At 47.2% G+C, this 11895-nt stretch carries 14 protein-coding genes, 1 pseudogene and 1 riboswitch; of the genes and pseudogenes, 10 read left to right on the top strand and 5 right to left on the bottom strand.

The window, feature by feature from the left end:
* Nucleotides 1–164 precede the first annotated feature (164 nt).
* The 4 genes and pseudogenes from B3K89_RS09305 to B3K89_RS09290 form a co-directional block, all read right to left on the bottom strand.
* Nucleotides 165–329: pseudogene (locus tag B3K89_RS09305) on the bottom strand (nucleotidyl transferase AbiEii/AbiGii toxin family protein); the annotation flags it as partial.
* 13 nt (nt 330–342) lie between these two features.
* Entirely contained in the window at nt 343–816 is a 474-nt protein-coding gene (locus B3K89_RS09300; protein WP_345907320.1) for a hypothetical protein, read from the bottom strand.
* Nucleotides 809–1957, bottom strand: a complete 1149-nt coding sequence (locus B3K89_RS09295; protein WP_345907319.1) for an XRE family transcriptional regulator — start codon at nt 1955–1957, stop codon at nt 809–811. The genes B3K89_RS09300 and B3K89_RS09295 overlap by 8 nt, the downstream gene beginning before the upstream one ends.
* Before the next feature lie 245 nt (nt 1958–2202).
* Nucleotides 2203–3420: an ATP-binding protein gene (locus B3K89_RS09290; protein WP_345907318.1), complete on the bottom strand. Its 1218-nt coding sequence runs from the start codon at nt 3418–3420 to the stop codon at nt 2203–2205.
* A gap of 439 nt (nt 3421–3859) precedes the next feature.
* On the opposite strand from B3K89_RS09290, the gene B3K89_RS09285 reads away from it, so the two are divergent.
* The 5 genes from B3K89_RS09285 to B3K89_RS09265 all read left to right on the top strand — a co-directional run bounded on the left by B3K89_RS09285 (nt 3860) and on the right by B3K89_RS09265 (nt 6238).
* Complete coding sequence (locus B3K89_RS09285) at nt 3860–4015, top strand: ABC transporter permease subunit (protein ID WP_298506507.1); 156 nt, start codon at nt 3860–3862, stop codon at nt 4013–4015.
* Nucleotides 4015–4149, top strand: a complete 135-nt coding sequence (locus tag B3K89_RS09280; RefSeq protein WP_345907317.1) for a hypothetical protein — start codon at nt 4015–4017, stop codon at nt 4147–4149. Before B3K89_RS09285 ends, B3K89_RS09280 begins: the two co-directional genes overlap by 1 nt.
* An 86-nt stretch (nt 4150–4235) precedes the next feature.
* Nucleotides 4236–4502 (top strand): hypothetical protein, encoded by a 267-nt coding sequence (locus B3K89_RS09275; RefSeq protein WP_345907321.1) that lies wholly within the window; start codon nt 4236–4238, stop codon nt 4500–4502.
* Nucleotides 4418–4657, top strand: coding sequence for an ABC transporter permease subunit (locus B3K89_RS09270; RefSeq protein ID WP_345907316.1), 240 nt, complete (start codon nt 4418–4420; stop codon nt 4655–4657). Before B3K89_RS09275 ends, B3K89_RS09270 begins: the two co-directional genes overlap by 85 nt.
* A 231-nt stretch (nt 4658–4888) precedes the next feature.
* On the top strand, nt 4889–6238 hold the full coding sequence (locus tag B3K89_RS09265) for an RNA-binding domain-containing protein (protein ID WP_345907315.1): 1350 nt from the start codon (nt 4889–4891) through the stop codon (nt 6236–6238).
* 105 nt (nt 6239–6343) lie between these two features.
* Here B3K89_RS09265 and B3K89_RS09260 read toward each other — a convergent pair whose 3' ends face one another.
* Nucleotides 6344–7525 (bottom strand): iron-containing alcohol dehydrogenase, encoded by a 1182-nt coding sequence (locus B3K89_RS09260; RefSeq protein ID WP_298506518.1) that lies wholly within the window; start codon nt 7523–7525, stop codon nt 6344–6346.
* A 145-nt stretch (nt 7526–7670) separates the two neighbouring features.
* Nucleotides 7671–7853: riboswitch (cobalamin riboswitch) on the top strand.
* Between the two features lie 100 nt (nt 7854–7953).
* Between B3K89_RS09260 and B3K89_RS09255 the strand changes: the two genes are divergently transcribed.
* Genes B3K89_RS09255 through B3K89_RS09235 form a run of 5 tightly spaced genes read left to right on the top strand, consistent with a single transcriptional unit; the run spans nt 7954 to nt 11610 of the window.
* Nucleotides 7954–9855, top strand: coding sequence for a TonB-dependent receptor plug domain-containing protein (locus B3K89_RS09255; RefSeq protein WP_345907314.1), 1902 nt, complete (start codon nt 7954–7956; stop codon nt 9853–9855).
* A gap of 3 nt (nt 9856–9858) precedes the next feature.
* Entirely contained in the window at nt 9859–10278 is a 420-nt protein-coding gene (locus B3K89_RS09250) for a MotA/TolQ/ExbB proton channel family protein (protein ID WP_298504956.1), read from the top strand.
* Nucleotides 10257–10610: a biopolymer transporter ExbD gene (locus B3K89_RS09245; protein WP_298504953.1), complete on the top strand. Its 354-nt coding sequence runs from the start codon at nt 10257–10259 to the stop codon at nt 10608–10610. Before B3K89_RS09250 ends, B3K89_RS09245 begins: the two co-directional genes overlap by 22 nt.
* A complete protein-coding gene (locus B3K89_RS09240) occupies nt 10607–10960 on the top strand; it encodes a biopolymer transporter ExbD (RefSeq protein WP_298504949.1) in 354 nt (117 codons plus the stop codon). The genes B3K89_RS09245 and B3K89_RS09240 overlap by 4 nt, the downstream gene beginning before the upstream one ends.
* On the top strand, nt 10957–11610 hold the full coding sequence (locus B3K89_RS09235; protein ID WP_345907313.1) for a TonB family protein: 654 nt from the start codon (nt 10957–10959) through the stop codon (nt 11608–11610). Before B3K89_RS09240 ends, B3K89_RS09235 begins: the two co-directional genes overlap by 4 nt.
* The last annotated feature ends 285 nt before the right edge of the window (nt 11611–11895 follow it).

The following is an 11895-nucleotide window of genomic DNA, read 5'->3' as shown; positions in this document are numbered from 1 at the left end:
TTTTCCGCAAGCATGGGCATTGTTTTGGCTATCCGGTTCTTTGTTGTTTCATCCAGTTCTCTCATGTGAAGAGTATACCCTATTGGGTCAATATATGCTATATATAAAGGATTTATTTTCTAACAAATCCTAATCAGAAATTGTCAGCCTTTCCGCTCCCCTATCGGCACGTACACCAGATCGATATCAACAGGAAGACGTGGCATATTCCGGTAGAACAAATTGATTGCCGTCCCCCCTTTCAGAGCGAAACATGGATGCTCTCCCACCAAAAGCAGAATACGAACCAATAGTTCAACTTGCCTAAAATAAGGGTTCTTGTTGTCCATCATGCATGGCAGCTTAATCTGGGATGAGATTGCCCTCGAATTGATTGAGTACAGCTTCTATCAGCGTTGGATTTTCTTTGCTCATAGTTCGTGCAAGCGTACATGCTTCCTGTTTGGAAATCTGCCCTGCCTTGTTGTATTCAACCAACAGTTCCAACCCCCATACTATTGAGCAACCCCTTTGCATGCAAGTTTTGCGTAGTTTCACATCATTTGTAATGCAACAATACCCCTTCAAAGCATAAAACAGACAACAGCTATCTTGCAGGGATAGCCCAGGTATTGTTTCCAATGCTTCAAAAGGAGTTTCAAGCAGTACAATGCCAAATCGGGCTGGATCAACATCACATATACTACTCACCTCTGCATATACAATATCAGGAACAAAAAGTCCTCCGAAGAACTGTGATAGTCTATGCAACAAGGTATGAGACGCATTCATGTAATCGATCAGCACATTTGCATCACAGAGCAGCCTCTCATGCATCCGCTTCGCATTCCCAGGATGCAAGGAGCTTTCGCATTGCTACAACATCTAATGATACCATCTCGGCTGCTCTGGTTATTGAGATATGCCCTTGCTTATAAGCATCCCTGACAAGGCCTTCATACTCAGTTGAAAGAAGATCCCATTTCTGTAACGGCTCTGGGTCGACAGGCGCAACCAACTGCAAACCCTCAGAGGGTTCATGATGATTCTTCAAGTCATGCCCGTACTTGTCCTTATATCCTTGAGCGAATGCTACATACAACTGAGAACTCTCACATTTGCAGAGACCATCCCTAATAAGACCATACAGAACAGTCTTGTAGCTCACTTTATACACATGTTTGACAGCCAGTACCCTATCAACAAAAGCGAGCCCTTTATACAGCTCCCAATATCTTGTCAAGCCGGCGGACGGCAACAATAACTCACCGGCAAATGTATTTGCTTGTGACTCCTCCTCTTCCTCTTCTGCAAAGCACTCCTGAACCACACCATATGAATCGAGATGGAACAGCAGATGTCCAAGTTCATGGGCGATGGTGAAAATCTTTCTCTCAATGGAGATTTCCTCATTATTGTTCACAACTATTGCAGGACCGCCATCCAACGGCCCTATTGACAATCCGAACACACGCTTCATCCCAAAATCATGAAGCCAAAGCTTGACGCCCAGCTGTGAAACCAACTCTGGTAGATTTGAAAGGGGCTCATCTCCATCCATGCGGGCATTGCTTCGAATGCATTGTGCTGCCTCACTCTCACCAAAACCAGCAACATTCGGTAATAATACAGAAATTTGCTTTCCAAGCAGTTCTTCAAGCTCCACATAATTTTGCAGCCAGATTGGAACATCCAAGAGAACTTGCTGCTTGGCCGCCTTCTCTCGGGGACTAAGCATTTTTGCAGTCCTAAAACGAATAGAAGACAAAACAACCGGCTTCATGAACAACGTATGTACAGGCACTTGTAAAGTTGAAGCAAGTTTAATGACAGTTGACGACTTAGGAACACTTTTCCCGGTTAGGATGTTTGATAAAGCAACATTGGAGATACCAATTTCATTTGCAACTTCCGAAATAGTCTTGCCACCTCGTTTCATGAGCCTACGCAGATTCTTCCCTACATACTCAGTATTCATGCCGTACTCCTACATACAGTATATCATAACTTTATAAAAATTTAATTTTATTTTTTAATAAACTTTGGTAATGTGGCGTCAGGATAGATAGCCATCAGTCTTTAGTTTGATTGAAGAACCATCGGTACCAGGCACGGATTCCAAAAAACCACAGGAATCGCAAGATAGCCGTTTGAATGAAGGATTTTGAGAAACAGGGTTCCAGGTACACTATCCAATAAAACCAAAAGTCTGATCAAAAATGGTCAGCCATTGCTTTCTAACAGGAAGTCGATGATATTCCTTTGCTTGATACCATTTCGATTGAAGCTGATCAGGGAGTCGGTGGAGAGCACTATCTTCTCATAATTGTCATCTATGGCCTGGAGAGACTCAAATTCACGATCCGTGTTGTCTTGTGTCAGTACGTAGCACACTTGGACATACAGTCTCTCATCGGTTTTGTTAGCAACGAAATCAACCTCAGAGGAGCCTTGTTTCCCAATATGTACGCTCCATCCCCTGCGAAGCAACTCGAGGAACACGACATTCTCCAACAGAGCGTCGATATCATTGTCACGGTACCCGATCGTCGCATGGCGCAGACCAATGTCAGAGATGAAATATTTCTCCTGGGTTTCAAGAAACCGTTTCCCCTTGATGTCAAAGCGAGGAACCTTGTGAATCAGGAATGCGCTCTGAAGAGCCTTGATGTATGTATATACCGTCTCAGTGCTAAGTTTCCTCCCTTGGTTTTTCAGGAAATCGGAAATAGTCTTTGCGGAGAACGTGTTTCCGATATTGTCCATCAGGTACTGCACAATCCTTTCAAGCAAATCGATATCGCGTATCTTGTTTCTCTTGACCACATCCTTGAGCAGCACAGAGTTGAATATGTCCGTCAGATACTTCATCAGGGCCTCATCTTCCCATTTCCTCTCATGAATTCCTGGGAGTCCGCCATATCGAAGGAAATTGGAAAAATGCTGCTCGCGACTTAAGCCCTCTTCATCCTCGTTGCTTTTTGCAAACTCAAGATACTCTCTGAATGACAGGGGGTAGACAGGTATTTCAATATAACGCCCAGAAAGCAACGTCGCCAACTCCCCCGAAAGCAGCCTCGCATTGGAACCTGTTATATAGATATCGCAATCACAATCGATGCGTACTGAGTTGATCACCTTCTCCCAGGACTCCACTTCCTGGATTTCGTCGATGAACAGGTACAGCTTGCCATTTGCAGCCTTTGCCGCTGCTATGATTGCCCCGTACAACGCCTTGTAGTCTTTCAAGTCTTCAAATTGCAAGGATTCGAAGTTGGCTGAGAAAATCTGGCTTTCTTTTACCCCACGTTTACGGACTTCTTCCTTGGTGAGCTCCAAGAGAACGCTTTTGCCAGAACGTCGCATGCCTGTGATTACCTTAATTACCGGCTTATCCAGAAAATCGAGAATCTGTTTCATATAGCTTTCACGAACGATCACAAGAAGTACCTCCTGTAGAGTTTCTTTTATGATAGCATATTCGCTGTATTATAATAAACGTTTCTTTCATAGAAGAAACAATCTATAAACTATCAAGAAGCCCACTCTGGACAAGGATTTCAACAAACCAGCGGTAACAGGTACAAGTCCCAATACTTTGTGTTCAAATTATGGATGTAGGAACGCCTGTATACTGACTTTTCGATTGTCCTTGCCGGTTTCGGGATGACCTTGGGCGTCTCTCTGCTCGCACTGGTCCTGACCCTGCTTCATAAGCCTCGTTGGCGGCTTGGTTCGCTGTTCCCATGCAAGACCTCCTCGGGCTGTATATGAGCCTTTTTCAGAACACTCCCTTGTTCGTACAGATTTTCTTCTTCTACTACGGCCCCGGAAGGGAGTAGTTCTCTCCCCCTTTGCAGTCGGCTGCCTGGGCCTTGAATTGTACACCGGTGCCTTCGTACAGGCCATCCCCAAACAGCTATCTGAAGCGGCGATGAGCCAAGGCTTCTCCTATCTGCAGACAATGTTCCATGTGATCATCCCCCAGGCAATGAAAATCGCCCTTCCCTCCTTGACCAATCAGGCGGCGACCTGATGTACCGAACCGATTCCTGGGCAAACGAAACCGCAGTGTACGGCCCCACCTTCCTGATTACAGGATTGCTGTACTTGAGTATCTGCCTCCCCTTGAGCAGGCTGGGAAAGACCCTTGAGTCGAAAGTGAGGTAAGAGCATGATGGAATTATTCACTGCCTACAGCGTTTCAGAAGTATTGGTGTTCCTGCGCAAGGCTTGCGGCCATCTACATTGATTCGGTGCGCAAAATCCCCCTGCTGCTGTTCTTCCTCAGCTTCAGGCTGCTGCTTCCTTCTGTCATCCTGGGAATCCGCATCCCGGACAAAGCCGTATTCTCCGGTATTGTGGCGATGACCGTCTTCACCAGTGCAATGGTAGCCGAAATCCTGCGTGGAGGGCTGAACGGCATCCCCCAAGGGCAGTGGGAAGCTGCAGCAAGTTGGGATTTTCACGCTATAAGACCCTGCGCTCCATCATTCTTCCCCGGGCACTACGCAAAATTTTAGTCCCCATGCTCGGCCAGCTCGTGACCTGCCTGAAGGACACCTCCTTCCTGCAGGTGGTGGGGACATCGGAACTGATGATGAACACCATCATCATGGGCAAGTTCAAGTACTCGTATCAGGTTATCGTTCTCTATGCCTTGACAGCCCTCATCTAGTATGGGGCAAATATCGCCGTACTCATCATTGACAAGAGAATACGATTCCGAGCTTCGGAACCAGGTACAAGGGCTGAACACCTCCCATCACTGATCAGAGATGTCGGCCATTAGTATGCATGATGGCATCAAAGCCATCTCCAAATTCCAAGAAATTCATTTTCTGTTTGAACAATCGTTCTTTCTCGTTTATACTACCAAAAGAAAGAAAGCAAGAAAGAAGGAAAGAAGATGGTACATATTGAAAATATCGATACTGAGTTCAAAGAACTTGAAAGGGACACTCATAAGATTCCTGACTCCGTAAGCAAGACCTTGATTGCTTTTCTAAACACTGAAGGAGGAGAACTCTTTTTAGGGATACGTAATGATGGAAGTGTCTGTGGTGTTCATGATGCCGACGACACATCCAATCGGCTCTCCAGCCTTATTCATGATGCAATTCTTCCAGATGCATCCTCATTCATATCCATCAGGACTGTTGGAATGGAAAACAAGCACGTAGTCAAGGCCTCCGTTGTGACAGGAACTGAACGACCCTACTACTTGGGAAGAATCGGACTGAAGCCAGGAGGAGTGTATATCAGGCTAGGCAATGCCAGTGTCCCGATGAATGAATCAGGAATCCGTAATCTTCTGTTGGAAACATCCGGCACCTCGTTTGAAGAGAGTAGAAGTTTTGAACAAGAACTGACGTTCAATACACTGCAAAAAGAAATGGATGTGCGCCAGCTTGCCTTTGGTCGTGCACAGATGGAAACTCTGAAATTGATAGGTTCTGATAAGCTTTTCACCAACCTTGCCATGTTGCTCTCAGACCAATGCACCCATTCCTGCAAGGTTGCTGTATTCCAAGGCCGTGATACTACAACATTTCGGGATAGAAGAGAATTCACAGGGTCGCTGTTGAAACAGCTGGGCGATGTCTATGAGTACCTCAACAATTACAACAAAACAAAAGCAAGCTTCACAGGACTTCTACGAGAAGATACTCTGGATTACCCGCAAGACGCCATCAGGGAAGCATTGCTGAACTGTCTTATCCATCGTGACTATCTTTTCACCGGGAGCATCATTATAAATGTATATGACGACCATATGGAGTTCATCTCCCTTGGGGGATTGGTAAGAGGGCTTTCCTTGGAAGCCGTTCAGCTGGGAGTATCCCAATCGAGGAACCCCAACTTGGCAGCAATCTTCTATCGTCTGCGATTGGTGGAAAGCTACGGAACCGGCATTCGTAAAATCATGCGTCTGTATGAACATTGCCCGAAAAAACCGATTTTCAAAGCTGTGGAAGGAGCCTTCTCCTGCATCCTTCCAAACAGGAATGAAGTTGTTCAGTATGTCCAAAAGCAAGAACGAACCGAGAGTACAGTCGGAAAGTCAATAGACTCAGAAAAACAATCCATCCTGCATCTTGCAAGGCAAAAAGGGTCCATCTCGAGAAAGGAGGTTGAAGACATGGTGGGACTGAAAACCACAAAAGCGTTTCGCTTGCTCAAGGAGCTGTGTGATGAAGGCCAGCTGACCCAACAGGTGAGCGGGAAGTTTACCCGGTATATTCCAAGTACCATGTAATGGGAAAGCAGGTATCAACTCAAGTTTTCACGCAATCATATCAACGAGGCTGACCATATCCGGTCAGCCTTCCTTGCTCTTTTCTTGACTCAGCCAGTCCTGTAGTTATAGAGCCAGCCTATAAATCTTCTCCACATCGTCGACATACAATTTCTTGAAATTCCCCAAGTGGGTTCGCTCACCGACAAAAGAGTTTTCTGCCATAAAGCGCAGCTTGTCTTCAGGGATATTTGCATCAGACAGCGTTGTCGGCATGCCGATACGTTTGTAGAAAGCCTGCAACCGCTGGATGCCTTCCTCTACTATGCCATCCTTGTCGCTCAATGGTAGATCTACATTCCAAACACGCATCGCATACTGCACGAATCGATCAATATCGACCTTGTGAACATACCGCATCCATGCAGGAAAAAGAATCGCAAGGCCCGCACCATGGGCGATATCGTACAAGGCACTCAGCTCGTGCTCGATGTCGTGAGTCGCCCAGTCGCCGACCCTCCCCCTGTCCAACAGGTTGTTGTGGGCGATGGTGCCGGTCCACATCAACTCGGCACGATACCGGTATTCGTTGGGGAACTGCAGGGCCAAAGGTGCATTTGTGATGACATTGCGCATGCAGGCTTCCAGCAGGCGGTCCGAGAGGTCGTTGTGTTCGACCGTGGTGAAATACCGTTCCTGCAGGTGGGCGAGTATATCGGAAGCCCCGCAGGCTGTTTGGTATGCCGGCAGCGAGTAGTTGGTCTGGGGATCCATCACGGCAAACTTGGAGATGAGGGTTTCGCTGTTGACCGCCCTTTTCAGGCCATGCTCTGCATCGGAGATGACCGAGCCTGTGGAACTCTCGGACCCCGCTGCAGGAATCGTCAGGACAACTCCGAGAGGCAGAGCTTCACGAATATCATATGAAGCCTTCATATAATAGTCGTTCCAGACATCCTCCGACGGAGGCAGCTTCGCACCAAATGCAATTGCTTTTGCAGAATCAATAACACTTCCCCCACCAACAGCAAGCACAAAATCAATATGCTCTTTCTTGCAAAGCGCAATCCCTTCACGCACCAGTGACAAACGAGGATTCGGGACAACACCCCCAAGATAGACGATTTGAAGACCAGCGTCCTTCAGGGAAGCAGTCACCGCATCGAACACGCCATTTGCCTTGATGGAACCGCCGCCGAAGTGGAATAGGACCTTTTTGCCCCATTTTGCGGTTTCCTTGCCGACTTCCGATATCGTTCCCTTGCCGAATATGATTCGTGTAGGATTCCAGTATGAAAAATTCTGCATGACCAACCTCCGTTACAAATTAGTTACCTAAAGGCTAGTATATATCAGAAGAAAGATAAAGCTTGGCGATCAAGATTGTAGACTTTTGCAGGTATATGGTCGAGCATGTGTTGGATTGTCACCAACCCATCGCACCCTTGACCTGTCTCTGTTCTTCTTCTACGATGACAGCGCTGGATCTGGAAAAACGGAACGGGGCGTAATTCCCCGGCGGTCCCGCCACTGTAATCGACGATGAACACAGATATGCCATTGTCCCCCAAGGATGAGAAGGCCTGTCAGTAAGTTGACTCGTAAGCCAGGAGACGTTTCCAGATGACAATTCTTCGTGGAAAAAGAGACAGCACCCAGGATACGGGTATACCCTAGGTGTATCCTCCCCCTTCCATGAAGCATTGCACCCGGACATCACTCTCTGGAGGCCCTTCATGCAGAAGCGCGGAATCTTCTCTCTGGTCCTGTTGCTCGCCCTCTCGAATCTGTTTGCAGCACAAGACATCACCGACCTTGGAACAGCCTATGAACTGGTCATAGCAGAAACCTCATTAGCCGAGGCTGAAACAAACACAGCATCCTCAGTCTCAGTCATCACCAAAGAACAGATAGCTGCCTATAATGCACAAACAACAGCAGAGCTTGTAGGTAAAGCCATCGGCGTATCCTTCAACTCGGTAGGAAGCTTGGGATCGCTACAGAACGTTGTGATCCGTGGTGCCACGTCTTCAAAAAACCTCATCTATATGGATGGAGTACTGTTCTCTTCAGCCCATGATGGGACTGTCGACCTTTCCACCATTCCAGTCTCGATTATTGAGCGCATAGAAGTAGTGAAAAGCGGTCCTGGAAACCTAGGCAGAACCAATGCCATCGGAGGCATGGTCAACATCATCACCAAGAAAGGACAGAAGACTAACACACCGTTCGCACTTACCTTCGAAAATGGTTCCTTCCTTCCCCAAGCCTATGGTTCAAGCAACTCACGCAACTGGCTCTCATTGGTAGACAGCCAGAAGCTGGACTTCTCCTACACCAACAATGACCTCGTTGTCACCGTAGGAGGTATTGCAGCACAGAATGCGTACACGTACAGCGATGGAGCTACGCGTAGCCTCAGAGACAATGCCCAACTCTACGAAGCCCACGGGGCAGTGAACTACAGCCGCGCGTTCTCAGATTCTTTGCAGTTCAGTACACAGAACTACGCTGTGTACAAGAACCTTGGAGTACCAGGCAGTACGCCCTCGGACCTCACTCCCAATGACAGCATGCGTGATACCTTTGTCAGCACCACCAACTCACTTGAAGCAACTGATGTAACAGATTCCCTGGAACGCCTCTTTATGCATCTGCATTATGCGTACGGACAGACATTCAACCATGGTGTAGCGTATGGTGACAGCACCCATACCAAACACAAGGCTTCAGCACAGGTGGAAGGAGTGTGGAATCTTGGACAGAAATACTCACTGAATACCGATCTGCTTTACAGCTTGGATTATGTAGATAGCACCGATGCAGGAATAAATACCCGACACGCCATCTCAGCCGCTGCCCATGGCAGTGTCTACTTCATGGATGGGATGCTTTCTGTTCACCCCAGCCTGAACATCGCCTACCTGAGCGACCTGAAGGCTCTCTCACCCAATGCTTCACTCGGTGCAATCTATACGCCGATGAAAAATTTCGATTTTAAGGCAACCATCAGCTATGCGGAGAGGAATCCAACCTTCTCTGAATTGTATTGGCCTTTCACCGATTATGGAATTTGGGGAACATTTCAAGGCAATCCAAATCTCAAGCCCGAAAAAGGCTTTAATGGAGATTTCGGAATCACTTACAAACAAGGGAATCTTTCATACGAGGCAACGCTTTTTGGCAGAAATATATATAATGCAATAGACAGTGGAGTCGGTATGCCAATAAACATCTCTCATAGTGTATACCTTGGAACCGAACAGACCCTTTCTGCAGAAATCTCCAATCTCTTCAACATCCAAGCAAGCTATCTTTACAACAAGAGCTTCGACCTCTCTGCAGGAAAGACATTCTCTGACAACATTGAGGTGACGGGAATCAGGAAACACACAGCCAAAGGCTCACTGTTCTTCACCTACGACCGTTTTGAAAGTGTCGTAAGTGCAGAGTACTTGGGAAAGTCGAGCTCACTTGACAGTGCATTCCTGCTCAATCTCAGTGTCACCATGCAGGTCAGTGATAAGCTAAGGGCATACCTTGCCGTGGACAACCTGCTCAACACCGATTATGTACTGGTCTCCGGCTATCCTATGCCCGGAACCAAGCTGCGCCTCGGCGGCACCTTACGGTTCTAGCCTATGCAAACCACCACCAACCTCATATCCATCATGCAACAAGGAGGAGCGGTCATGTGGCCGCTCTACGCCCTGTTGGTAATCACAGTAGTCCTCAGTGTGGAGCGGACCATCACACTGATCATCCTCTGGAGAAACAAGGAGCCGGTGGTGAAAGCTCAGGTAGAGACACCATTAAGCATTCTCGACCTCATCGCCATGATCGCCCCGGTCCTCGGTTTCCTTGGAACCGTAACCGGGATGATCAGTGCGTTCAAGTCAGTCTCGGAGGCTTCTTCAGTCCAGCTGCAAGTCGTTGCAGCCGGGCTGTATGAAGCCCTCTTCACCACTGCCTTCGGCCTGATCATCTCCATTCTGGCGACCATCGCAAGCTTTGCGCTCGATCTTGCCATAGGAGCACTATGCGAAAGCGAAAAGAGCTAGGCCAAAGCAGCGACATCGCCTTCCTTCTCATCATCTTCTTTCTCCTGCTCTCTGGAGTAACAGCTTCCCACAGTCTTGATTTGCAGATTCCAAAAACATCAGTACTCGTAGGTGACGCTGAAGAAACCATTGCGATCACCTTGAAACAAGACGGTAGCATCATCTACCATGAAAGAACCCTTCAAACATCTGAATTACCTCCAGTTCTCAACCAAAAACCCCATCTCACCCTTGCAATCGAATCAAAAACGGATTGGCAGACCGTCGTCTCTCTTCTCTCAATACTCGAGCAGTATCCTCTCGGTTCACTGAGCCTGGAGGTATTGCCATGAGGAAGAAGAGACCTACCCCACCCTCCGCCCTTACCGATATTGCCTTTCTCTTGTTGCTCTTCTTCCTCATCATGGCAATAACCTCCTTCCAGACTCCCGTTCCGCTCGATCCGGCACAAGCCCAGGCTCAGGAAATCGACTTGAGCACTATCCCAACGTTGTACATTGCAAAGACCGGGGAACTTTACCAAGAAGGCAAACCGACCACCATTGAAAGCATAGAAGCCGATACCAGCTATGCATTGCTTGCTGATAAAGCAACAGAGTTCAGTGCCATCCATCCAATTATTGAAGCATTGAAGAGCAAGGGTGTAGAGACCTTGCACCTCCTGGTGGAGGAGCAAGAATGAAAATACGCTTTACACTGCTGCTGGGCATGGGAATAACAGGTTTGCTGACAGCGCTCTTGTTTCTTCCCATTCCTATCACTACAGGAAAATCCGAGCCTATGCATCAAAGCAAGGCGGCAACAATTTCACTCGTGGATAGGATTGCTGTTGAGCAACCAACCAAGGAAACCCTGCCCAAGAACGAAGCAATACCTGCTGAAGAGATTCTGAATCCGCTTTCAATACCCGAAGAAACATCCAATAAAGAGATAAGAGTAGAACAAGCAGATATCAATGAATCAACAATCCGACAGGTTGAAGAGCAAGCGGCAACAGTAGTTGCTGATGAAGCACAACCAGCTCTGATCGATGGGTACTATACAGCGGAGTCTGTAACAACCCCTCCTATCTTTGACAGGGCCTTGCTTGCTTCCAGAATTGTCTATCCATCGCTTGCGAAAAGACAACGCAAGGAAGGCTTGGTCATTCTCAGGCTCTTTCTTGCACCGAACGGCATGGTGGAACGCATCGTGGTGGAAGAAGACCCAGGCTATGGCTTGGCGGATGCTGCAATTGCAGCCTTTACTTCGTTCAAGGCATCACCTGCTTTGTACAAGGATGAAGCAGTTGCTGTAACACTGCGCTACCCTATTCGCTTCACGCTGCAATAAGCGGGAGAGAAGACGCCACTCTTCACAACTATAGGACATGCATCATTGCCAGCAGGCAAAGATTCCTATGCCCTGCGCCTACAACTTATGTCAAAGTACCTGCTTTCAGCATTGTATTACGCTTTGCAACTTTCTTGATACTTTGTGCATTCTTTTCATATTCCACTATTCGATATCCATTGTTGTCATAAGTTAGATAATTCATAGCAATATACTTATTTACTTTTATTATATATATTTATATAGTTTTATCATATATTTTTAAAGAATTCATCAGGTTTTATC

This window comes from Sphaerochaeta sp. UBA5849 (assembly GCA_002432715.1).
GTDB lineage: Bacteria > Spirochaetota > Spirochaetia > Sphaerochaetales > Sphaerochaetaceae > Sphaerochaeta.
The sequence above is the reverse complement of the archived record's forward strand: the minus strand, read 5'-3'. Positions and strand labels throughout refer to the sequence as shown.

What these genes read in the sequence shown, in the direction of transcription:
- B3K89_RS09300 (WP_345907320.1), bottom strand. Translation starts at nt 816, where the DNA reads ATGCATGAGAGGCTGCTCTGTGATGCAAATGTGCTGATCGATTACATG.
- B3K89_RS09295 (WP_345907319.1), bottom strand. Translation starts at nt 1,957, where the DNA reads ATGAATACTGAGTATGTAGGGAAGAATCTGCGTAGGCTCATGAAACGA.
- B3K89_RS09280 (WP_345907317.1), top strand. Translation starts at nt 4,015, where the DNA reads ATGTACCGAACCGATTCCTGGGCAAACGAAACCGCAGTGTACGGCCCC.
- B3K89_RS09265 (WP_345907315.1), top strand. Translation starts at nt 4,889, where the DNA reads ATGGTACATATTGAAAATATCGATACTGAGTTCAAAGAACTTGAAAGG.
- B3K89_RS09260 (WP_298506518.1), bottom strand. Translation starts at nt 7,525, where the DNA reads ATGCAGAATTTTTCATACTGGAATCCTACACGAATCATATTCGGCAAG.
- B3K89_RS09255 (WP_345907314.1), top strand. Translation starts at nt 7,954, where the DNA reads ATGCAGAAGCGCGGAATCTTCTCTCTGGTCCTGTTGCTCGCCCTCTCG.
- B3K89_RS09250 (WP_298504956.1), top strand. Translation starts at nt 9,859, where the DNA reads ATGCAAACCACCACCAACCTCATATCCATCATGCAACAAGGAGGAGCG.
- B3K89_RS09245 (WP_298504953.1), top strand. Translation starts at nt 10,257, where the DNA reads ATGCGAAAGCGAAAAGAGCTAGGCCAAAGCAGCGACATCGCCTTCCTT.
- B3K89_RS09240 (WP_298504949.1), top strand. Translation starts at nt 10,607, where the DNA reads ATGAGGAAGAAGAGACCTACCCCACCCTCCGCCCTTACCGATATTGCC.
- B3K89_RS09235 (WP_345907313.1), top strand. Translation starts at nt 10,957, where the DNA reads ATGAAAATACGCTTTACACTGCTGCTGGGCATGGGAATAACAGGTTTG.